The organism is Haladaptatus halobius (genome assembly GCF_020618475.1).
Classification (GTDB): domain Archaea; phylum Halobacteriota; class Halobacteria; order Halobacteriales; family Haladaptataceae; genus Haladaptatus; species Haladaptatus halobius.
Genome location: NZ_CP085340.1, coordinates 309,678 through 330,134, shown reverse-complemented (window position 1 = coordinate 330,134; position 20,457 = coordinate 309,678). Strand labels below are relative to the sequence as shown.

Here is a 20,457-nt window from a genome sequence, read left to right as displayed (position 1 = left end):
CCTCTATAGCTCTCTACCACCTATTTGCGGATGGAGGATGCAATACCAATACAATGTATACCCAGATTCTCATCGCAACTGATGGAAGCGAAGACGCGAAAATTGCAGCCGAACATGCCGTCGGTCTCGCACGACAGTACGAGACGAAGCTTCACGCGCTTTACGTGATTGAGGTGCGGACTGCATACGACAACGCAATCGTCAAACCGGAGATCGTTCACCAAAACCTCCGTGAAGAAGGTGCGAATGCGCTTGAAGCGATCGAGACCGTGGCTAGAACGGATGTCGATCTCCGAACCTCGATACGAGAGGGGATTCCTCACGAGGAGATACTTAACTATGCCATCGAACACGAGATCGACCTCATCGTCATGGGAAAGACGGGCAAGTCAGCATTCAAAACAATTCTTCTTGGAAATGCAACTGAAGCCGTTCTCCGATCTGCCACGGTTCCGGTGGTAGTAGTCGGATCTACGAAGGCCACTGAAGCCTGAACACGACCGAGGCAACGTCAAGCCCTACTGCAACACGCTACAGATACTCATACTGGGCGTTGCAGTACCAAGTACCGTTCCCCTTTGGTTGGAGTTCGAGCCATACTTCAGTCACCGTTTGCTAGTGTACCAGTACGCCGAAAATCAAATGTCCGGACGAAAATTCTTTTTCTGAGCGGGTTCCGGTGGCGAGTAGTTATGGATGCCTGGAGCGTAGTACGAGAGGGGGAAGGGACACATGAATTTCGATGAGTTCACAGGACAAGTACAGCACCGTCTCGAACTACCAGCAACAGGCGAGACGGTACGAGCGATCCGGGCGACGCTAATGACCCTGGGTCAGCGAATCCCGGCAGGGGCAGCTGAGGATCTCGCCGCTTCGCTCCCGATGGAGATAAAGTGGTATATGACTGGTGCTGTCCACGAACACGGCCAGCGATTCGATTGGAAGGAGTTCGTCTCGCGCATCAGCGAGATCGAAGGTGTTGACCGACCGGAAGCGGCCTATCACGCCCGAGTCATCATGGATCTCGTGAGTACACTCGTGCCGCCGTCTGACTTTCAACAGTTACGTGACCAGCTTCCAGAGAGCGAAGACGACGAGAACTGGCGCAAACTCTTTGAGATTACCGACGCTGGTGGTTGGGGCGAGGCCCAAGAAGCACAAACGGGTGGTGGCCCACAATCCGAGGATGATACCAACGGCGCCCCCGAAAAGCCGGGAGATAGTCCGTCCGACCCGACCAAATAACCGGTTCCGGAGGAGCGACCTCGTCTTTTTCCTGTTGAACGGGAGGAGTTGCTCCGCCTTTGCTATCAACATACCCCCGAATATTACAGCGTCTTCCTCAAAGTACAGTGTCCAAATTACTGAGGTCAGTGCATCCAGAGTGGTAGGGTAATTTCTCCGTTCGAGAATCCTCCCCTTCTTTACGGGTTGTTCAGTGAACAGTCAGTATGGACGACTCGTGCGTCGAAGCGGTCTTCGAGATCTTGTTGCTGGATGAACAGTGCAGTTCGACAACACATAGCTCAAATACGCGCTACAGACCCATCAACGTATGGACGGAGAGGTCAGCAGACCGTTCATGCCAACATAAACTTCATAACATTGATTCTGATATTTATTCGAATGGAGCTCCGTGAGGTTACACCGGACGAATGGGGTAACGGCTACGGAACAGATGCAGTAGCGCTCATTGTCGACTACGGATTCAAGCAACTGTGTCTCCACAAACTCATCGCACGCGTCCAGGAATCGAATGCTGCTTCAAAACAGATCTGGGACTCGCTTGGCTTTACACAGGAAGGATTTCAGCGCGACGAGTTTTATTCCGATGGCGAGTATGTGAGCTACTATTACTTCGGAATCCTCGCAAATGAATGGGATGCAAACTCTGTAAACGCTAACGCGGATTTCGCGTGAATCAGGGATGCTAGACGTATTCTATGGTACTATCCTGAAGCGAACATTTTCACATCTCTAAGAGGAAGATCGATACCGGCTACCGCTCAGTTTTTTCTACTCCTCTCTATATGAATGTATATGGATATTCGCGTGTTAGAAGAAGAGCGTGAACGCCGTGAGGCAGCCCCACTTCTCCAATAGCTATGGACTGACCGTGACCGCGACGAAATTGTTGCCTGGACAGGTGAGGAAGAATACCACTTGTTCGGTGGGTTTGTTGATGACGACCTTATTGGGGTCGCAGGCGTCGTAATTCAAGAATTGCTCCATCATAGACACCATGCCTGGCTCTACGATCTTGTTGTCGACGAACCGCGGAGAGAAGAGGGATATGGAACAGAACTCATTCACTTCGTTGAACGGTGGGCGACCGAGAACGAGTGTGAATACGTTGCATTGGCGTCGCCACTCGCAAAAGAGGGGGTGCACCAGTACTATGAGAACCGAGAATATGATAGGTGGGGATACGTTATCGAGAAAGAACTCTAACGTGAATCCGACGATCGATCCGCGATCATCTGTTAATCTGGTTATTTGACTTCATTCGACATGATGAGATGGTGAGTGAGGAGATCGAGCGTGTGTGCCTATAATCAGTTGCTCTTTGGTTAGTATGAGTTACTAACCACTATCGCCCACCGATTTAACCCGTTCGCGCACAACCAGTAAGTATGAGCGAAAATGCTGCAATCATCGCCCGAATTATCGAGCATAATACGGGCGGGCAAAACCGTGCGACAATTGATCGCGCCCACATTGCCGTGATTGCAAGCCATCACAGCCGCTTTGACGGAGATCTCGATAACGCGATAACTGAGGCTCTTTCCGAGGGGTACATCGAGGAGCAGGACGGCGAGTACGTCGCGACAGAGAAAGTCTGGAATCTTGTTCCCGGTACTACTCGCTAGCGAGTCGTTCGGTCTGACTGCGTGTTGTCCTCTTCCAACCGCTACGCCTCTCTTCGACCGTTCCTAGTAGTGGCTCTGTTGAAACCCTCATCGGCTGTCAAGAGGTGCGCGCTGAATACAGAGGATGTATTCAGCGTCTAGTGACGCCGCCAGTGGTTCAATCTGGACATCACGGTCGCGTCACGTTACTGCGTATTGGGCGTCGTCGTTCTGCTCGTATTGGTGGGCTATCTGATGTGAAGCGAGAAATTTTAGTTCTCATTAAGTTAAGAATCCGGCTCCAAGCGGCGTGATTCACGGTGCTCTACCAGAGCCACGGCAACAAATTTCACAATCGAAGTGAATGTTCGAGTATGGCCGACCAGACGATTACGACCACTGCTATTGGTCGAACGAGCGCCCCACCTGACGAAGTCGATCTTCAGTTCGCAGCCCGTGCTGTTGATCCGGACGTTACGACCGCTCGCCGCACAGCTGCAGACCAAGCGCTGGCGCTTCGGCAGGAACTCGATGCAATGGGGATTCCCGACGAGCGAATCCGGACGAGTCAATTCCGAATCCAGCAGCGTCCTCCAGACCGTAGGGGACCATCGGCGTCTGATTCGACATCGCAACCGTACCAAGCAACCGAAATCATCAGTGTCGTTCTCTTCGACCTCGACCGCCTCGGCGATGTGCTCTCGGCTGCGGTTGATGAAGCTGGCGTCGAGATCAACGAGGTCGCGTTTACGTTCCAAACTGAGACCCAACGAGACCTCCGGCAGAAGGCAATCGCGGATGCGGTCGTCACAGCGCGAAAGAACGCCACTGCCGCAGCCACCGCAGAGGACATGTTCGTCGGCAGTGTGCAATCGATAGTGACTGACCCTGGTTCTCGCCCTCGCCGGTTGCGGGCGGGTCAGGCATTGGCGATGGAGACAGCTGAGTCGGGAAGCGTCGAGAGTGGCCCGATCGAGGTTTCCGTCAGTGTCGATGTTGAATACCGTCTCGAAGAGCCTTGAGATGTGATCATCTGGTTGAATACACCCTCTTGTTCAACACAACCGTTGTCAGTCGATATCACCCGGTTTGGTCGACCACGGTGCGACCCGTTGCGACAGAGAGAGTCTGGGAGACGGTGCCCGGCACGTCTCGGACATAACCCGCGGTAGTGGAACTTCTCGAAAGCCTTCTCGGCCGTTTCGGTTCTCTTCTCGTGCATCGGCCAGAGGCTCATGCCTGGCGCATAGCCACCGGAGTCACTCAGCTCGGTCACCTTTTCTGCCAGCTTGACGAGGTCCGTAACTAGCAACGCAAGATTCTGCGTCCTTTAATCACCGGGTGTGTCGCCTCTACTTCCACTCTCAGATCGCGTCTAACCGCTCAGCGAACGACGACGAGTCCTTTTCCGCACGGTGCAACTCAACCAACAGTATGTCCTCACCCTCACGACGGACGAGGATGTCCTGCGGCGTCTCGGCGTCTTCGGGAATGATAAGGATCTCGTAGTCGTCGCTCGACCACTCGCCGGGAATCACAGGCTTCGTGATACAGCCTGTTCCATCCCCGTCTAATCGCCGTTCGGGGTAGGGGTTTGCGTCTGTAAAGATGGCGTCGCGCGAATCAAAGCGGGCATAGACACGTCCATCCTGGTCTTCGAGGACGTACTGATCGCCTTGTTTGCGCCAGACCGTCTCGGTCATCTCATCCGGGCGGGGGAACGTGGTGCCGTTGATTCGCACTGGGTGACCGCTATGGTTGTAGAACGACCCATCTTTCGCCTTGAATGGCGGATCGGTGAGTGTTCCCTCTACAGTATCTGCTGTCTTCTCCCGACACAAGAACATGCACTTTTGGCCGTTCCCGACGGCTTTGCCGAGGTTGACGAGTGTCTGTGAGGGTTGCGTTTTCCCGGTCGATGACTCCGATTCGAGGACGACGTCTTCTCCGCCCGTGAGTTCGAACAAGATAGGATACTCGTCTTCGAGCTGTGCACGCACTCTCGTTGGCGTTCCGAAGTGAAACAGTCGTCTCGAACGGCACCTTCGCGATGCCATCGGCGGCTTCCTCTCCCGTCTGGATAGGGAGACGAACATCCAATCCAGCACGGGTGAGCGGGTCGTAGGCGTCTTTCAGGAGTTCGCGATGGTTGCCCTTGCCCGAGGTCGAGGACACGCCCGTTGCGAGGAAGAACGCCCGGCCTTCCGGCGTGCATTTGAGGTACATGTTCCCGTCGCGTTCGCTTCGGTCTAATCGCGTGTCTGGGATGTAGTCGACCATGCCCCAGAACTGTGTGCCGCGCAGCGTGTCGAATCCCATCCACTCTTTCACCTGTTCCCACACACGTTCGTCGCGGACGTAGCCATCCGTGTTCTCGTCGTCAGTGAGTGCAATGTCGTAGGCTGCTTTGAGGATTAGCGTCTCGCGTTCTTCCGTAAGTTCGTAGTCGTCGTCAGTCCCATCGTAGTCGTAGAACTTGGAATCGCGTTTCTGATCCTCGCTCGTCCGGCGGTCACCACCGTACTGTGCTAACGAGCGTTCGATGAGTGCCTCTCTGTCCTCGGCTGTCCGGGCAACGTTCTCGACCTTGTCGATCGGGGGGAACGTGCCGACCTTGTAGGTCTTGGTGGGTTCCCCGTGCTCGTTGTCCGTTCGCATATAGAGTTGGTACTTACCGAGGTTGGCCGAGTCCTGTTGTCCGATATCCTCGCTGTGGCGTTTCGCCATGAGACGCGCCTCTCCCGGTCGCTGTGGGTTGAAATTGAGAATCGTCCCACACTGACCGAGAATAGCGTTCTGGATCTGCTCTTTACCGTCCAGTTGATTCGAAAGGTCCTGACAGGCCCCAATAATAGAGAGATTCTTTGATCGTGCCAGCGAGAGAATACGGGCGTTGTTCGAGTTCGAGGAGATGATTTTGTCGAACTCGTCGAGAATGGAGTAGAACATCGGCGGCTTCTCACCCATCCGTGATTGCTCGCGAACGGCCACCCAGATACGCCGAATCAACGCAGTTGCGACCATCGTCCCCACCGTCTCGAAGGTCGTGTTGTCCTCGACGACAATGATTTTCCCATCACGAATCGCGTCCTCGACGGAAAACGTCGACTTCGGATAGGACACGAGTTTACGCGTAATCGGGTTCTCGATCCACTGTTGAAGCCGTCCAACCAGGGGCTCGAGATCCGAATCCTCCATGTCCGCCAGTTGCTCACGGGCGTATTCGACAATCCAGTCAATTCGTTCGTCCTCGAGCATCTGTGCGTACTGCTCACGGCGTTCCTGACTGACGAGCGCGACAACGTGGGTTGAATAGCAAAACTACTTTTCGCTGGTTGAAAGCGTGACTGCGGTACTTCCGGACGATTTCGAGGACTAAGGGGGACACCCCCCACCATGTCCGCATAATCTGGTTCGATGAAAGGTAGGTCGCTTAGTCCCCCACCCCCCACCATGTCCGCATAATTTAGCCGCGATAGCGTCAGACGTTCCGGCTCACACTGATTTTCCACTAGAACTGATTTAATTCTCTTTGAGTTTTCGCTAGTAAGGATATGGTTGAACTGCTACTAACTTAGTTCTTTCTCTAGTCTAGTACCCTTGCCGGTTCCAATTGAAGAGGTGGTTCTCTCACAAGTGATTTATCCGGACACGGTGGGGGGTGGGGGTATATAGAGAATCGAGTATGCGGACACACTGGACGCTCCGGACACGGGGGGTTTATATCCCTCCGTGGTGTTGGTTTTGATTAGCATGTCGGGTGATGGAACTGATTCCGGAAACCCTTACGAAACTCTCGACAGTAACCCGTACGGTGCATCTGTCGAGATTTTCGCCGATGAAAGCGTCCTCAAAGAGGATTGGCAACCTGAGAAACTCCCCGAGCGAGAAAGTGAACTCGAGGAAATCAGGAACGCTCTCGCTCCTGCAACGAGGGGGGTTAACGCCCACAACCTGTTCTTGTATGGAAAAACTGGTCAAGGGAAAACCGTCGCTATCGATCACGAGATCAATTTGCTTCAAGAATACGCTGATGACCAAGATGATCTCAATCTAAGCGTTATCAAGACCAGCGCAAACAATCAAACAACGAGTTACCAGCTTTGTGCTCATCTCATTAAGGAAATTCGCGGTGGCACAAAGAAACCGAGTGGCATCGACCAACAGTCGATGTTTGATCTCCTGTACGATGAAATCAGCGAGCTCGAGGATACAGTCATCATTGTTATCGACGAGATTGATACGATCGGCAGTAACGACGAACTCCTTTACGAACTCCCGAGAGCACGAAAGAACGGGCATATTGAAGATCAATGGGTCAGCGTAATCGGCATTAGCAACAATCTCCAATTCCGCGATAATCTGTCGCCAAAGGTCAAGGATTCACTGTACGACTCGGAGATTGAATTCCCCCCATACGATGCGACCCAGCTAACATCGATTCTTGAGCGCCGTGCAAACCGAGCATTTGTCGAAGGTGTGCTTGACGAAGACGTTATTCCACTCTGTTCGGCGTTAGCTGCTCAGGATGAGGGGAGTGCCCGTCAAGCCATCCGTCTTCTGTATAAGTCGGGCGAATTAGCGCTCAATCACGGCGATGAACTGATCTGTGAACCACACGTACGCGAGGCTCGCGACATTCTCGAACGCAAACGCATCGAAGAAGGGATGCGTAGTTTGACGACACAGGATCAATTCGCACTCTTGTCGGTGGTGTCTCTTGAAATCGATGAAAAGACACCGGCTCGAACCCGGAAGGTATACCAGAAATATAAATCGATTGTCAAACGTCTTGACGGGAACCAGCTTGTTGAACGTCGTGTACGCGACCATCTCCAAAGCCTCGGGATGCAAGGATTCCTTCTCACAACAACACGGAATACCGGAATTCAAGGTGGGTCGCACTATCGATTTGAGTTGAAAACGGATTTGGAAGCAACACTCGAGATTCTCGCCGAGGATAATCTTATTGATTCCGTCGTCGAAGACCTGGTCAAAGTTGCGACAGCGAAAAACTTGGTATAATATACTCTGGATGTCTAGTCGAGGAATCTCTTTTGAGTTGCCGACAACTCCACTTTGCTAAGTAACTCATCCACATAATACGGCTTTCTAATTTATCCTCCTAATCTATTCTCCTCATCAGTAAGGATAATTCGGGAATCTCTGTACTGTCTCGGCACGCGTAACCTCTGTAACCTGCTCAGGGTTGAGTTACATGAATAAGCTCCTACCTAATCTATCTATCTATCTATCTAATGTATCTATATCATTCGCCCGTTAATGGCGATATAGATGGTGTATATGGGTGGATTGTCCCAATAGCTCACTCACATGAGTTAGGTATATGGATTAGGTGAATGTCTGACGTACCTTTATTATGTGGACGAACAATCTATCGAATACATGCCTATCACATACACGGTTTACTCGGAATCCGGCGGCATCCACAAGACAACGTGGACCGCCAACCTTGCCGAAGCCCACGCCCGCCAGGGCTTCGATGTCCTCGTCATCGACCTCGACCACCAGGCTGCCAACCTCACTTACCTCTTCGATGTCGAGAAAGGCCGCGACGACCCCGACGCCGACAACCTCGTCCGACACGTCCTCGGACGACCCGGAGGCGACTTTGAAGACCTCATCCGCAGTACTGACGAGGACATCGACATCCTCCCTTCCCACGATATGCTTGAGGAATTTACTGAGCTTCTCCTCCAACGTGAACGCTTCGAGGAGAAGATGGGTGATGACTTCAACCGTTACGAACAGCTCTACAACGTCCTCTGGAAGGAAAACAACGTCCAAGAAGACTACGACGTTGTCATCATCGATCCGAACGCCCGCGCCGAGATCATGCTCTACAACGCCATCTACGCTACCCGGACCTTGGTCGCTCCGAGCAAGCCAGCCGGCAAGGGCAATAAGAGTCTGGACGGTCTGAGCGACCTCCTGGATAGCATGAGTGCGAATCTCGGCATTGACGTCGGCGTCGCTGCCATCATCCTCTCTGGCGCCGGCGACACGAGTACGCACCGCCGCTACATTGAACAAATGGAGGATCAATACGGTATCGCAGCCGCGATCGGAAAACGCGAAAGTATGATGGACGAAATGTGGGATGCACAGGGCAGCGCGTTCAAGGTCGTCGAGGAAGGCTGGCATAACGGCGAGAGGGGGACTCGCCGCCTCCGCGACCGTGAAATAGAATCCCTCGAAATCATACTCGAGATCGCCAGCTACCTCGTCGCCGAGTTCGACGTCGAACTGCCCGAAAAACCCACTCTCAACATCGAGGACGCGGAGGTGATCTCCTGATGGGGGGACTCAAGAAGGGCACTGGCTCCCTCAATTTCGAGGAGGAAGAGACGGACGACGAGCACGAAGAGACCTCGGAACGAGAGTCCGAACAGGAGTCTAACACCACAACCGAGCCACAGACCCAGTCTGCGGGCACGTTGGCGGAATCGACCGAGGAAAACAACGAACACGAGCCAACCCCTCCACAGGATCAAGATATGGATTCGGAACCACAAGCCAAGGCAGCGACGGATACCCCTCCATCTTCAGCCTCCGACACGTCGCCACAGACACCCGATTTCGATATAGATGATCTTCCCTACCTCGTACAGCGGCAGATGCGCGGCGCCTCAGTAAACGCGGATCGCACGAACCAGCTCCTCCTTGAAGTCCGCCCTTTCGTCAAGGACGATGAAGACCAGTTCCTCGACGATCTCCGAAACCTCGTCGACGGCCCCGTCTACAAGGGTGACGCCCGCGAGGCCGCGATGGTCGTCGCCCAGGAAAATCCCGGGCTCGTTGCCGAGAAGCTCCGCGAATGGGGTATCGAATACCTCGATAAATAACCAACAAACAAGCTCAAAGGAGCATAGCGTATTGAACCATTGTCGCGAGATCGAATCTGATGAGACCACCTTGTACCGTTTCAGTAAAACTGAACTCGTTCTACGTCTACTGCGACGGGACCGTGGAGAGACGAGTCTCGTCACCGATCACTTCAAGCGATCGAGCTCGCCGTGGCGTTCGCGCTGCATGATTCCGCCCGCGAACCGACGGAGTTTGGAAACGAGTTCCGCTTCAGTTTCGTACGTCTCGACCCGTAAGTCCCACCGTATCTTCGCCGACCGAATCATCGCACTTGTCACATCGTCTTCGTGAACGAAGATTAACCGGTCGCCGTGTGTTTCCGCGAGATTCTCGAGGATGCTTCCAGCTTCCTCCCCGACCCCAAAGTTGTGTCCGAGGAACGGAACCACGAACGCGGTCGCGTTGCTCCACCGCGTGTATTCGATGCTTTGGGTCACTGTGTCTACCTCGTCAGTGTCCACGTCGACATCAAGGGCTATAAACGCGTTCACCCCGGGTTCCGTTCGGAGTTCGCCCTGCACTCGCCGCAAGAATGTCTGCGCTGCGTTGATGTCATCCTTGTTCCGAAAGAGTCGGCGCAATGGTCCAGGGAGGTCTTCGATATCGATCTCATCCCGTTCCTCTTCACTAAGGATATAGTTGAGGTTGAACGACTTGTACGGCCCCATCAGGTAGAAGAGAAAGCGGTCGTATTTTACGCTCCCCAGCCTTTTGACGATCAAATCGCGCGTGATCTCCACTGTCATGGGAGTTCCTGTCCCGGGCAGTTATATAAAAGATGGTGTTTTCGAGACTTCTCGGCTCAACAAAGGCTAAGAATCCTCCACCCGTACTCCGACACACGATGGCGACCGATCACACGCACACGGTCGGCGGGGACGTCCCGGAGGACCCCGAAGATCTGCTGCCGGAGGACAGCATCCTAAGCCTCGACGAATACCTTGCGATGCACGCCGCTGTCGGACACCGAACCCGATATGAGATTCTCTACCGACTCATCCACAGCGGAGACATGAGTCCTAAGGAACTCGAGCAGGTAATCAATATTGACGACAGCACCCTCCATTACCACCTCAATAAGCTCGTTGATGTCGGTCTCGTCGAGAAGCGCCAGCGCACGGAGCGGGGGCAAGACGGACTGTACACGTATTATCGGGCGACGGTGTTCGGCAAGGTCACGCTCACCGAAGGTGTCGAGGAGCTGATCCGCGGTGAGCAAGCGTTCGAAGCAATGTACGACAGCTCGACCGAAAACTAATACCAGCCCTTTTCTACCTGGTATTCAAGTATCTCTGTATATTTCCTACAGTGATTGAAACGGATCGACTCTGCCTTAAACAGCTCACAGAGGCGGTCGACCCTCTGGACGTCTATGAATACTATGCGAAGAGCGAGACGATTGCCGAAGAGACGAAGTACATATCCTGGGATCCTCTCCAAACACTCAAAGAGACGTGGGATGCCTTCGACACCTTCGAGCAGAGGTGGGACGATGCTGAGGATGCTGTCTATGGAATCTTCCCACGGGAGTCGGAGGACGGGGCGGATGAATTTGCAGGGACAACCGGTCTTCATCTCGACTGGGAGAAGCGAACAGGCAATCTTGGGATCTGGCTGCGCAAGCCGTTTTGGGGACGCGGCTATTCTGGCGAACGAGCTGGAGCACTCTTGTAGCTCGCATTTGATCGTCTTGATCTCGAACTGGTAGCAGTGGGCCATCTACCGGCGAACACCCAGACAAAACGAGCAATTGAGAAGTATATGGACAAATATGGTGGGCAGTATGAGGGTTGCCTTCGCAACTGGCTTCCAGAAGACGATAGCGTCAAGGATATGCATCGCTATACTGTGAGCCAAGCGGAGTGGCAAGAGGCGGTTGGTGAGGAGCTCGAGGCGAGTTTTCCTGTCTGATAGCTCCAATATTATAAGATCAATAAAGATAGAACGCAGATACAGTATTTATTCTACAGCGGCTTGTTGGGCCTGTTGGGCGGCGTGTTGAAACATGCCGGCGTCAGTCGAATACTGATAATACGCACCAAGTCCGACGGCACCAAGAATATTCGAGATTGCGACGGCCCAAAACACGGCTGGCATACCATAGCCAAGAAGGAGTCCACCAGCAGCGGCAATTGGAAGTCGAATCGCCCAGAACTGGACGATTGACGATATCATACTCACCCGTGTTCGTCGGGCTCCATTAAATCCGGCTTGGAGCAGATATACTGCTCCAAGTGCTGGGTATCCGATCGCAAGCACTCGTAGGAACGTGACTGCAAAGGAAGTAGCTTGAGGAGCAAGTGTTGGTGCGATCATGTCTGCAATAGCTCCTGGAATAAACCACTGGATGATGCCAATCATGGCAAGCAAGCCGCTAATCAGGGTGATTCCAGCCCATGTTGCACGAGAGGCACGATCAGGTCGATTCGCCCCAACATTCTGCCCGACAACGCTCTGAGCTGCTTGTTGCAGCCCAAATGCAGGGATAAATGCGATTGACGAAATTCGTGTGCCGACGATGTACGCAGCGAGTCCGGCTGTTCCACCAATCGTGAAGACAACAGCGACGATTACGAGGCGGACGACTTGTCGAGACGCGGTTTGGAGTGCTGATGGGAAGCCGATATCAAGCAGTTCACGATATTCGCTAAGATCATGGTGAATTGTCTGTCGTGACAGGACTCTCTTACTGCGGCCTTGGAACACAAATAGAACTGCAAGTATGAACCCGGCCGTATAGCCTGCAACGGTTGCAAGTGCAGCACCTCGAATGCCGAGTGCTGGAACAGCTCCCACGCCGAAAATCAAGATTGGGTCGAGCGCTAGATTCACAATCACTGTTGCGATACTGATGTACAGAGCCGCACGTGAATCACCTCGGCCAACAAACGCCCCCTCCAACGCATCACTCATCGCTGCGGCCACAACTCCTAGAGCGATCGTTCCGAAGTACACGGTTGCCAACTGGGAGACGTGCGTCGCAACGCCATCCGGTCGAGCACTGAGAAGTACTTCAACGAGCGGACGAGCGCTGATAAATGCAAGCACTCCGATACTCAGCCCGCAGGCAAGGGCGAGTGTCACCCCGGTATATGCGGCGACTTGTGCGCCCCTTTCGTCATCATTCCCGACACGTTGAGACACGAGGACTTGGGTTCCGACATACGGGGCGATCAGCACAGCTGCGTATAACAAGCCAACTAATGGGAAGGTGAGGCCGACTGCAGCAACCGCATCCCCACTGAGTCGTCCGAGCCAAAAGAGATCCACAACTTGCTGAACCACTTGCACGATATTCTGAACGAGCAATGGAAGCGCTAAGACAACCAATGCTCGAATAAGTGGCCCCTCGGTAATGTCTTCAGATGACACGTCCCACATGTGCTCTGAGTACAAATGACATAGATGTTAATACTTGCTAATTGTGAATCAGTAAACTGGACGTTACTATAAAATATTTTAAATAATAGGGTAGTCTTGGAGACCCCATTTTTTGAGAATCACACCAACAAATAGAACATATATTTCTAGAACTAAAGTACCGTAGATAGACATAAACTCCAAGATAAAGTTGCTTTCGACTATGGAGTTGATCACTCGCGATCAGCGGAATCGAGTGAGGAAAGCGGTTCAATCATATCGTCACCATATGACCAGGAGAGAATGCCATAGTCTGTAAGGCGGGGGAGATGCTCATGTTCAAGGTTCAGACGCATTTGCTCTTGTTCCGCGGATGTGACCTCCGTGAGCGGTACATCGTTACTCTGGCTTACGAGCTCCATCGCCAATCGGGAAAGGGGAACTGCAGTATCTTGCTCGATGAGGTGGAGAATTAGGTGACGTCGCTGTTCATCTGCGAGTGCTTTATACACTTCATCTGACGAAGAAAGTAGTATGTCAAAGTCGACCGACTCAACCAGTCGTAGTAGCTCAATCAGTTTATCTCCCCCTCCTCCTGATGTGTCGGTCATAGTCGGTCATAATCGGGGGACGAATATGAATGGACTGATTTTTGTATTCGCCGTCTGATTCATGTTACTACTCATGAAAATGTAAAAATGGATGTGGATTTAACAATATTGTGGTCATTTACTAGAATTCAAGAGAGTAATATAATTTAATATAATAATAATTAGTAAAATCATCGTATAATTAATATTATGAATTCAATAATATACGTGAGAGCTCGAATACCGCGTATTTTGGGAAATGATTATGGCCGTCCAATCCCTAGCCAAATAAGTACACGATTAAACGTACTATTTCTTGACTATCACGTGGCTTTTTGCTTCTCGCGCTCTAGCGGTACAGAGTACTATGAGTATAGAGGGAGATGAGGACACTAGTCCATTCCTATGTGGAGTAGAAACGCCTCTGAAGATACAGTACGACTGGCAAAGCAACCACTTGTTGAGTACGATCGTTGTCCAGAAGATGATTGAGGCGGCCGGAGTCGATCCAACAGATGTACCTGAATCGTTCTATAAGAGCATTGATCCAGATGCTTTAGAGGATTTGTTTCGACCGCAGATGGATGGAACACCACGGAAGAAGGGCAAAATATCGTTTTCTTTTGCGGGTCACTATATTACCGTTCGAAGTGATGGACAAATCATCGTCGAATCCGAACTCGGCCGGTTGAAACGAACTGGGGGCAATATTTTACTTACAGGTGACGTTCCAGAAGATGTTATTAATCGAATAAGTGCACGTCTTTTGGGCGAGCCAGCGTATGACCGGACACAGCTATTCGCGCACTATGGTCAGGATATGGAGACAGCTCAAACACGACTTGAACTGGCACAGGCTGCTCCCGAGCACGCCTATCTTCTGACACACGAGGCAGCAGCGCGATCGGTTGCACAGGCCAAGGGTGGCCAGTCAAATCAAATGTCTATTTCGCCTGTGATCGGGACTCTCGATGGGTTTCAGACAGCAATCCGAGAGCGAGTAATTGAACTGCAGCGACGGCGGAATGGGTTCGACCCCGCTGAGCTACGATTCTGCTTTGATTCCCTTCGATTACTTGTTGAAGAAGAGGGTAGAGACACTGCTATCGAATTTCTTATTTCAGTAACTGATGCAATTGAAGACGTTGGTGGATTGGGACATTATATTCTTCCATACGCGTATGGATCACGCCCTGTCCAATCAGTCCAATCGTCATTTGATGCTGTCGTTGATCTCAAGATTGGTGTAAATGGGCCAGAGCAACGATGGCATCTCCACGATACGGATCACACGACGCAGTGGTTCCCACTATAATGCTGCACAACCGAAATACTTGTTTGCGTCCGGACATAGGTGTCTCCATAATGGCGAGGGGAGTCTTTCAGAGACTGTATTTTGAAATTCACTGGGGGAGATGCAGATGAAGCCAGTATTTCGTCCCTCTGGGGAGGAACCCGGCGTGACGATCGTTGATCCGATTCAGCGGCGCCAATATCCACTACAGACGTCAACGAATGTTCAACCTATCCCAACTGATATTGACCAATTTTATTTCCCAGTTGATAGTGCGACTAAACTGACTACGGACTCACTGGTGTTACCGTATGTTGTTGGTATCTACGTTCGAACTTTGGATGGAAACATACTCGTCGAAGCCGAAGAATTTGCGTACGAGGTGCTCCCAGAACGAGAGTATCTTATCGAGCTCAATGGCCCAATCAAGGTCTATTTGCGGGTAACCAGTGAGCTCACGATTGCATCGTCGTCAGAGCGAATGGAGCTTGATTTTGGAACTTCGACACAGGTTCACATTGGAGCACGTTCATATCACGAACGGCCAGGTGCGACGATAACAACGACGGCTACACCTCAGGATATGATGGATGCCATTTCAACATTTGGTTCGGCGTTAAAAACGACGAGCTGTGAGCGATCCCTTCCTTCACTCCGCGGGCATCCACCGCGAATTGAACTTGGTGATGAATTTCGGATTCCAAATGAAATATCACCGCCAGATACCGGGGTCCGTATCGAAGTTCCACCGAAACTAAACAAGATTTACCCAGTAAGCACACTTGCGTATTATCTTGGAGCAAACGTCGTTCGTGGTGATCGACCTCGGTTAGTCACGGATCGTGGATTTTCCCATACTCTTAACCATCCCGTATGGGGGTTTGAGGATGAAGTCGAGCGAGTTTTTAAACAGATATTTTTCTTTGATTGTATTACACGGACAGAAGGTTATTATGGAGTTGAACTCTATGAACGGCAAGAGATTGAGGATCATGTCGATTTATTATTTGATGAATTGTATGAGAAATCGCTTGCTGAGCAACTTGAGACCTATCTTGATGTACCCTTTGAAGTAATTCAAGAGTATCTCCCAACCTGGTCGTTAACAACCTATACAACAGATGAATTACAAAATATTGAATCGCTTCCATACGTAGTAAACGACTTATCTATTATCAGAGCAGTTGAGAACAAGCAAAATCATGGGACTGCAGTAGAATCACCAAATGCGATAAGTGGATTCATGCGAGGAACGGAGGCAGGGGATAGAGGCAAATCGGATATAGATTGTATATCGTATGTGGCACCTCCTGAAACAAATTCTCTAGAGCAGGCGTGGGTTGGGACTGGGAACCCAGTCGGTGCTAACAAAATCATACGAAAAGCATTCGACAATAAATTCAACAGAACCACTTCAACTGAGGGGATAAAGATCACCGTTGTTTGTAATGAACCAGAGATGAGTCCTGAATATGATGATGGTGAGAATTTGTATGGTGAACGCGATGAACTTGAGTTCGATATCGATGTCTACCGTAATCTCTCAGTTAACGAGTTACGAACTGTATTTACAACTGAAACGGATTTTCTCCACTATATCGGACATATAAAAGAAAACGAGTTTGTTTGCCGAGATGGAAGATTAGATGTAGGGACACTCAACGAAGTAGCAGTCGATACGTTTCTATTGAACGGATGTCGTTCATACGAACAAGGCAAACGACTGATTGATGTGGGAAGCATTGGTGGTGTGGTGACGTATAGCCAAGTTGGAAATACGAGTGCAACTGCGATCGGACGAGTAATCGCGCGTCTTCTCAACCGAGGATTTTCGCTTCGGTCAGCACTCACTCTAGCTCGTGAGCACCAGATTGTCGGGAACCAGTATACCGTTGTAGGTGACGGAAGTATTGAGATTGCACAAAGTGAAAGTGGAACACCTATGCTTTACCAAATCAACTCTCCAGCACCAAATTTTAACGGAAAACATGAACTCCAAATAACTACATATCCGACATCCGACTTAGGAATGGGTGCTCTTTTCAAGCCATTTCTTGAGGACGTTGAAACGCACTTTCTAAGTGGAGGACAAATCCCGAAATTTTCGTTGTCAAGCGTTGCGCTAGCTCAATTCCTTCGTTTAGAAAAACTCCCTGCTATTATTAACGGTGACTTCGTGTGGTCAACTGAATTAAATATTTTCGATATTTGAATTAAGACTACCCGGTCGTCGTACCTGCCGCAGCTGCCGCGTTCCCAGTCTGGGTGAGCAGCAGGCAGATGGTGAATAGGACGCCGGTCATCCGAGGATTCTCTGCAAGATATGCTGTTAACGACTCATTACTCTGTGTCATTGCAGCCGTTACTTGGGAAGCACTTGGCTTATCTTTTGCTAATCAATGTAGGGGGGAAAGAAATTGCAATTTTGACGCCATTACTGAGAGAAATCGACCCTTTCCGAATAAGCACCTCTGTAAAGGCTATATTTCCGATCCGAGAGCTTGTATTGGCCTCTATTTGCTTAACTGACTACCAAGGGGATTATATAATCATGTGATCTTTCTATTCCTGTATATATTCGAGTAAGCAGCATTTACTGTAGCAGTAGACCTTTTGCTACTGGAAATAGCATCGTTTCTTGCGAGACCATCCCTTGCAGCGTAGGCTATCGGTCATCTTCGTTTTCGTGCCTGCATCACTCTGAGTGATACCAAGCGCAGGCTCAACGACGGATTCGAAATCAGTAAGCTATCAAGCCCTAAACAGACATGGCATCCCCCAAAATGTGGCTTTAGACATCCTCAGCACCGACGTAGCGCGGTACACAGCGACGGTTCTGCCAGATCGAACTGTTCTGCCTGGTGCACTTTCACTGTGCTTTCTTCGGCACGGATTGCTTTCGTTACATCCGACGTTCATTCAACGTGGCTACAAGCGCGGCGGTTACGCAGGCAGTTACCTGTCTCGGAGAGACCAACACTTCCGCCCACTATTTGGGTCGGCCTCCGGCGGCCCGTGCACCGAGACATGTTTGGCCTCAGTGCACTACCCATGAAGTCCTCTTTCTAATATCTGCCCGTCCACAGACTCGTACGAGTCGCTCAGAATGACCTGCGGAAACTTCGACTATATGAGTCTCACAGGAGGCTGCCAATGTGAGCGTTACTGCGCGGTTGGAGTCAACGACGAGCCGAATCGGCTCGCTGGCGTCGAGGTTCGCCTCCTCAACCCAGATGGTTACACTCTCTATGTCCGTAAGGTCGAGATTGAGCGCATTCTGTGGCTGGGGGTCAATCACTGGCTCCTTCCATTCGATACCGCGCTTGACGTGTGGTGCAGGGTTGGTTCCCTCTCGACGGTACCGCTGGACAATCGGTTCAGCCTCGCCGAACCCCAGTGAGCGAACGTCAACAAGTCCGTTGTCAGTTCCGTCGCCGACCACGATATCTGAGATCCAGTAGACGTGGTCATGAATCAGCCCGAGATCGTCGTTGTCGAGTTGCGGCACGCGGCGGTAGGTAATCCGCGGCGGGGTTCGTGTGACCGTCGCACCTTCAAGGAATGCCGCTGCCGGACCCCATTCATCGCGGTAGCCGAAAGCCAGGTGGTCGTAGCCGGGAAAGGTATCGAGTTCGTGACGCAGCCCAAGGTCATTGAGGTGTTGTTCGTATTTTAGAACGAGTGGATACGGCACGAGTTCGTCGGTAGTCCCTTGCCACATCAATAGTGGAACATGGCGCTGGTTGACCGCGATCAACTCGTTGTTCGTGTAGAGGTCGTCGCCCGCCACGCGGTCGGTGTTCTCACCGCCGATCGACCCAACGATGGGAAATGCGCAGGCGAATAGGTCGGGCCACTTCGAGGCAATCTGGTGAGTCCCAATTCCGCCCATCGAGTAGCCACCAAGGGTCACGTGATCAAAATCGATGTTGTAGTGAGCGGCGGCGTCGGCCCAGGCTTCGAATAGATCGAGTTCGGCTTGATCGCGATATGGCACGCCCGGTCCGCGACCTGTCGTTGTCATGATGATGGTTTCATGCTGTTCGCCTACCTGGCGGATGAAATCTGGAGTCCATGCAGCGTATTGGTTGTAACCGCCGGACAGTGAGTGGAGATGAATATGGAAAGGGGTCTGACTTCCATCGTAGCTCTCGGGAACGTACACCGAGTACGGGATGATCTGTCCTCGAAGAACGTCCTCACCGTTGCTATCATCACCGGATTCAGTCGTGTATGGGCCGATGCCTTCACCCAGGTCATGATGAGAAGCGTACAACCGGTTGATGTATCCGGTCTGGGGGACGTTCCGTTCAGTCGTTCCTGCTCGAAGCTTCCCAAAGTCGATCTCAGTATGGAACTCCGAGATGTTGCGCCCAGCCAGCGCACGAGCCTGGGCATCCTCGCGCCAGTGACCGTAACCAATACCCCGCGATCCGGTTCGTTCGCGGAGCGTTTGGTCGAACTCACGGCCAGCCTGGCCTGGTTCGGTGTTTGTCGCCCCTAGCGGTTCTTGGTCGTAATAACGGAAGCCAACATTGAATACAGGTGGCGGGTTCTGTCCGTGGGCACCGCCAGGCTGATCCTTGGTCGGTTGTTCTTGAATCTGCTTGAACTGCTTCTTCTCAGTGTCAAATAGCCCGACGACAAGATAGTGGCGCCAAGTCACCTCGTCGGGATTAAGGGGTACCTCCAATTCGATCTGGTTGCGTCGGGTATCGACGCTCACACGATTGTCGGCAAGGGGTTTACCGTCAAGTTCGGCGCCTGTCCCCCAGGTGACGAGCACGTGATCAGCCGGTGCACCGAGATCGCCGAGGCCGTACCCCCAGTCAGTTTGACCGCCTTCCGTATCCCTATCAATTCCGATGGCGATACCAGCGAGATCAGGCGCTTGCATCGTGTTGAGCGTGATACGGTAGGCGACGCCGACGTCGGTCGTTCGCGTCCGAAACTCAAGGAGATCTGCCGCATTGTTCGCATAAACTGGATCGGTCGGAGAGACTATATCGCCGGTCATCGGTCCGAAATCGTGGTGGTCTGGGTGGGGTGACGGTGGTTCCGGCGCAGCTGCGGTGTTGGCTCCGAAATCGTCATAGACAAAATCTTGAAACAGGTACTCGCCATTAACGTACGCGTCAGCTCCTGAAACCATTAGTGGATCAGCCTCCCAGTTCCCCGTGTTCTCGAGTTGGGGAGCGCTAGCTAGGGGCTCGTACAGAACCGGCGGACCGGGCAAAGGGGATCCACCCTTCTCCCCGGGGTTGTGGCGTTGTGGCTGACTATCGGCACTGTCCTTCCCCGCAGCCCGCGCCATTGAGCCGGTGGATCCAAGGCCGAACGTTCCTGCTCCGGCGATGAAGCTAGTAGCCTTCAGAAGCCTTCGCCGAGAGGTGGTACCTGGCAAGTTTCTATCGTCACCGTCGTCGGAAGTCGAGTCTTCGGACATGAAGAGCCTCACTGAATCCAAATTATCCAG

At 52.0% G+C, this 20,457-nt stretch carries 19 protein-coding genes and 1 pseudogene; 13 read left to right on the top strand and 7 right to left on the bottom strand.

From position 1 onward, the window contains the following. The first annotated feature begins 53 nt into the window (after window positions 1-53). The 6 genes and pseudogenes from LIW51_RS34955 (at window position 54) to LIW51_RS34930 (ending at window position 3,871) form a co-directional block, all read left to right on the top strand. Window positions 54-494, top strand: coding sequence for a universal stress protein (locus tag LIW51_RS34955; protein WP_227380144.1), 441 nt, complete (start codon window positions 54-56; stop codon window positions 492-494). A 238-nt stretch (window positions 495-732) separates the two neighbouring features. Then, window positions 733-1,245: a DUF2267 domain-containing protein gene (locus tag LIW51_RS34950; protein ID WP_227380143.1), complete on the top strand. Its 513-nt coding sequence runs from the start codon at window positions 733-735 to the stop codon at window positions 1,243-1,245. A gap of 381 nt (window positions 1,246-1,626) precedes the next feature. Beyond that, entirely contained in the window at window positions 1,627-1,920 is a 294-nt protein-coding gene (locus LIW51_RS34945) for a GNAT family N-acetyltransferase (protein ID WP_227380142.1), read from the top strand. Between the two features lie 198 nt (window positions 1,921-2,118). After that, window positions 2,119-2,451 (top strand): annotated as a pseudogene (locus LIW51_RS34940) (GNAT family N-acetyltransferase); the annotation flags it as partial. A gap of 182 nt (window positions 2,452-2,633) precedes the next feature. Next, on the top strand, window positions 2,634-2,870 hold the full coding sequence (locus LIW51_RS34935) for a hypothetical protein (RefSeq protein ID WP_227380141.1): 237 nt from the start codon (window positions 2,634-2,636) through the stop codon (window positions 2,868-2,870). 353 nt (window positions 2,871-3,223) lie between these two features. Then, window positions 3,224-3,871 (top strand): SIMPL domain-containing protein, encoded by a 648-nt coding sequence (locus tag LIW51_RS34930; RefSeq protein ID WP_227380140.1) that lies wholly within the window; start codon window positions 3,224-3,226, stop codon window positions 3,869-3,871. Window positions 3,872-4,213: 342 nt separating this feature from the next. On the opposite strand, the gene LIW51_RS34925 is transcribed toward LIW51_RS34930, so the two are convergent. Next, a complete protein-coding gene (locus LIW51_RS34925; RefSeq protein ID WP_227380139.1) occupies window positions 4,214-4,591 on the bottom strand; it encodes a hypothetical protein in 378 nt (125 codons plus the stop codon). Between the two features lie 10 nt (window positions 4,592-4,601). After that, on the bottom strand, window positions 4,602-6,107 hold the full coding sequence (locus tag LIW51_RS34920) for a type IV secretory system conjugative DNA transfer family protein (protein WP_227380138.1): 1,506 nt from the start codon (window positions 6,105-6,107) through the stop codon (window positions 4,602-4,604). 495 nt (window positions 6,108-6,602) lie between these two features. Here LIW51_RS34920 and LIW51_RS34915 point away from each other — a divergent pair, with 495 nt between their 5' ends. The 3 genes from LIW51_RS34915 to LIW51_RS34905 all read left to right on the top strand — a co-directional run bounded on the left by LIW51_RS34915 (window position 6,603) and on the right by LIW51_RS34905 (window position 9,715). Further along, complete coding sequence (locus LIW51_RS34915; RefSeq protein WP_227380137.1) at window positions 6,603-7,874, top strand: orc1/cdc6 family replication initiation protein; 1,272 nt, start codon at window positions 6,603-6,605, stop codon at window positions 7,872-7,874. Window positions 7,875-8,255: 381 nt separating this feature from the next. Then, window positions 8,256-9,167, top strand: coding sequence for a ParA family protein (locus LIW51_RS34910; RefSeq protein ID WP_227380136.1), 912 nt, complete (start codon window positions 8,256-8,258; stop codon window positions 9,165-9,167). After that, window positions 9,167-9,715 (top strand): DUF7970 domain-containing protein, encoded by a 549-nt coding sequence (locus LIW51_RS34905; RefSeq protein ID WP_227380135.1) that lies wholly within the window; start codon window positions 9,167-9,169, stop codon window positions 9,713-9,715. The genes LIW51_RS34910 and LIW51_RS34905 overlap by 1 nt, the downstream gene beginning before the upstream one ends. Window positions 9,716-9,862: 147 nt before the next feature. Here LIW51_RS34905 and LIW51_RS34900 read toward each other — a convergent pair whose 3' ends face one another. After that, window positions 9,863-10,483 (bottom strand): DUF7509 family protein, encoded by a 621-nt coding sequence (locus LIW51_RS34900; protein WP_227380134.1) that lies wholly within the window; start codon window positions 10,481-10,483, stop codon window positions 9,863-9,865. A gap of 98 nt (window positions 10,484-10,581) precedes the next feature. Between LIW51_RS34900 and LIW51_RS34895 the strand changes: the two genes are divergently transcribed. Together LIW51_RS34895 and LIW51_RS39720 are read left to right on the top strand one after the other, a co-directional pair. Beyond that, on the top strand, window positions 10,582-10,995 hold the full coding sequence (locus tag LIW51_RS34895) for an ArsR/SmtB family transcription factor (protein ID WP_227380133.1): 414 nt from the start codon (window positions 10,582-10,584) through the stop codon (window positions 10,993-10,995). Window positions 10,996-11,045: 50 nt separating this feature from the next. Continuing rightward, window positions 11,046-11,411: a GNAT family N-acetyltransferase gene (locus LIW51_RS39720; RefSeq protein ID WP_368411904.1), complete on the top strand. Its 366-nt coding sequence runs from the start codon at window positions 11,046-11,048 to the stop codon at window positions 11,409-11,411. 285 nt (window positions 11,412-11,696) lie between these two features. Here LIW51_RS39720 and LIW51_RS34885 read toward each other — a convergent pair whose 3' ends face one another. Together LIW51_RS34885 and LIW51_RS34880 are read right to left on the bottom strand one after the other, a co-directional pair. Further along, window positions 11,697-13,118 carry an MATE family efflux transporter gene (locus LIW51_RS34885; RefSeq protein WP_227380132.1) on the bottom strand — a complete coding sequence of 474 codons (1,422 nt, stop codon included), beginning with the start codon at window positions 13,116-13,118 and terminating at the stop codon, window positions 11,697-11,699. Between the two features lie 212 nt (window positions 13,119-13,330). Continuing rightward, window positions 13,331-13,708 (bottom strand): DUF7344 domain-containing protein, encoded by a 378-nt coding sequence (locus tag LIW51_RS34880; protein ID WP_227380131.1) that lies wholly within the window; start codon window positions 13,706-13,708, stop codon window positions 13,331-13,333. A 346-nt stretch (window positions 13,709-14,054) separates the two neighbouring features. On the opposite strand from LIW51_RS34880, the gene LIW51_RS34875 reads away from it, so the two are divergent. Continuing rightward, window positions 14,055-15,002 carry a DUF7504 family protein gene (locus tag LIW51_RS34875; protein WP_227380130.1) on the top strand — a complete coding sequence of 316 codons (948 nt, stop codon included), beginning with the start codon at window positions 14,055-14,057 and terminating at the stop codon, window positions 15,000-15,002. Window positions 15,003-15,147: 145 nt separating this feature from the next. After that, window positions 15,148-17,193 (top strand): hypothetical protein, encoded by a 2,046-nt coding sequence (locus LIW51_RS34870; protein WP_227380129.1) that lies wholly within the window; start codon window positions 15,148-15,150, stop codon window positions 17,191-17,193. Window positions 17,194-17,200: 7 nt separating this feature from the next. On the opposite strand, the gene LIW51_RS38905 is transcribed toward LIW51_RS34870, so the two are convergent. Together LIW51_RS38905 and LIW51_RS34865 are read right to left on the bottom strand one after the other, a co-directional pair. Then, window positions 17,201-17,335, bottom strand: coding sequence for a DUF7503 family protein (locus tag LIW51_RS38905; RefSeq protein ID WP_255767698.1), 135 nt, complete (start codon window positions 17,333-17,335; stop codon window positions 17,201-17,203). A 683-nt stretch (window positions 17,336-18,018) separates the two neighbouring features. After that, window positions 18,019-20,427 (bottom strand): prolyl oligopeptidase family serine peptidase, encoded by a 2,409-nt coding sequence (locus LIW51_RS34865; RefSeq protein WP_227380128.1) that lies wholly within the window; start codon window positions 20,425-20,427, stop codon window positions 18,019-18,021. Window positions 20,428-20,457: the final 30 nt, after the last annotated feature.

What these genes read in the sequence shown, in the direction of transcription:
- LIW51_RS34955 (WP_227380144.1), top strand. Translation starts at nt 54, where the DNA reads ATGTATACCCAGATTCTCATCGCAACTGATGGAAGCGAAGACGCGAAA.
- LIW51_RS34950 (WP_227380143.1), top strand. Translation starts at nt 733, where the DNA reads ATGAATTTCGATGAGTTCACAGGACAAGTACAGCACCGTCTCGAACTA.
- LIW51_RS34945 (WP_227380142.1), top strand. Translation starts at nt 1,627, where the DNA reads ATGGAGCTCCGTGAGGTTACACCGGACGAATGGGGTAACGGCTACGGA.
- LIW51_RS34935 (WP_227380141.1), top strand. Translation starts at nt 2,634, where the DNA reads ATGAGCGAAAATGCTGCAATCATCGCCCGAATTATCGAGCATAATACG.
- LIW51_RS34930 (WP_227380140.1), top strand. Translation starts at nt 3,224, where the DNA reads ATGGCCGACCAGACGATTACGACCACTGCTATTGGTCGAACGAGCGCC.
- LIW51_RS34920 (WP_227380138.1), bottom strand. Translation starts at nt 6,107, where the DNA reads ATGCTCGAGGACGAACGAATTGACTGGATTGTCGAATACGCCCGTGAG.
- LIW51_RS34915 (WP_227380137.1), top strand. Translation starts at nt 6,603, where the DNA reads ATGTCGGGTGATGGAACTGATTCCGGAAACCCTTACGAAACTCTCGAC.
- LIW51_RS34910 (WP_227380136.1), top strand. Translation starts at nt 8,256, where the DNA reads ATGCCTATCACATACACGGTTTACTCGGAATCCGGCGGCATCCACAAG.
- LIW51_RS34905 (WP_227380135.1), top strand. Translation starts at nt 9,167, where the DNA reads ATGGGGGGACTCAAGAAGGGCACTGGCTCCCTCAATTTCGAGGAGGAA.
- LIW51_RS34900 (WP_227380134.1), bottom strand. Translation starts at nt 10,483, where the DNA reads ATGACAGTGGAGATCACGCGCGATTTGATCGTCAAAAGGCTGGGGAGC.
- LIW51_RS34895 (WP_227380133.1), top strand. Translation starts at nt 10,582, where the DNA reads ATGGCGACCGATCACACGCACACGGTCGGCGGGGACGTCCCGGAGGAC.
- LIW51_RS34885 (WP_227380132.1), bottom strand. Translation starts at nt 13,118, where the DNA reads ATGTGGGACGTGTCATCTGAAGACATTACCGAGGGGCCACTTATTCGA.
- LIW51_RS34880 (WP_227380131.1), bottom strand. Translation starts at nt 13,708, where the DNA reads ATGACCGACACATCAGGAGGAGGGGGAGATAAACTGATTGAGCTACTA.
- LIW51_RS34875 (WP_227380130.1), top strand. Translation starts at nt 14,055, where the DNA reads ATGAGTATAGAGGGAGATGAGGACACTAGTCCATTCCTATGTGGAGTA.
- LIW51_RS38905 (WP_255767698.1), bottom strand. Translation starts at nt 17,335, where the DNA reads ATGACACAGAGTAATGAGTCGTTAACAGCATATCTTGCAGAGAATCCT.
- LIW51_RS34865 (WP_227380128.1), bottom strand. Translation starts at nt 20,427, where the DNA reads ATGTCCGAAGACTCGACTTCCGACGACGGTGACGATAGAAACTTGCCA.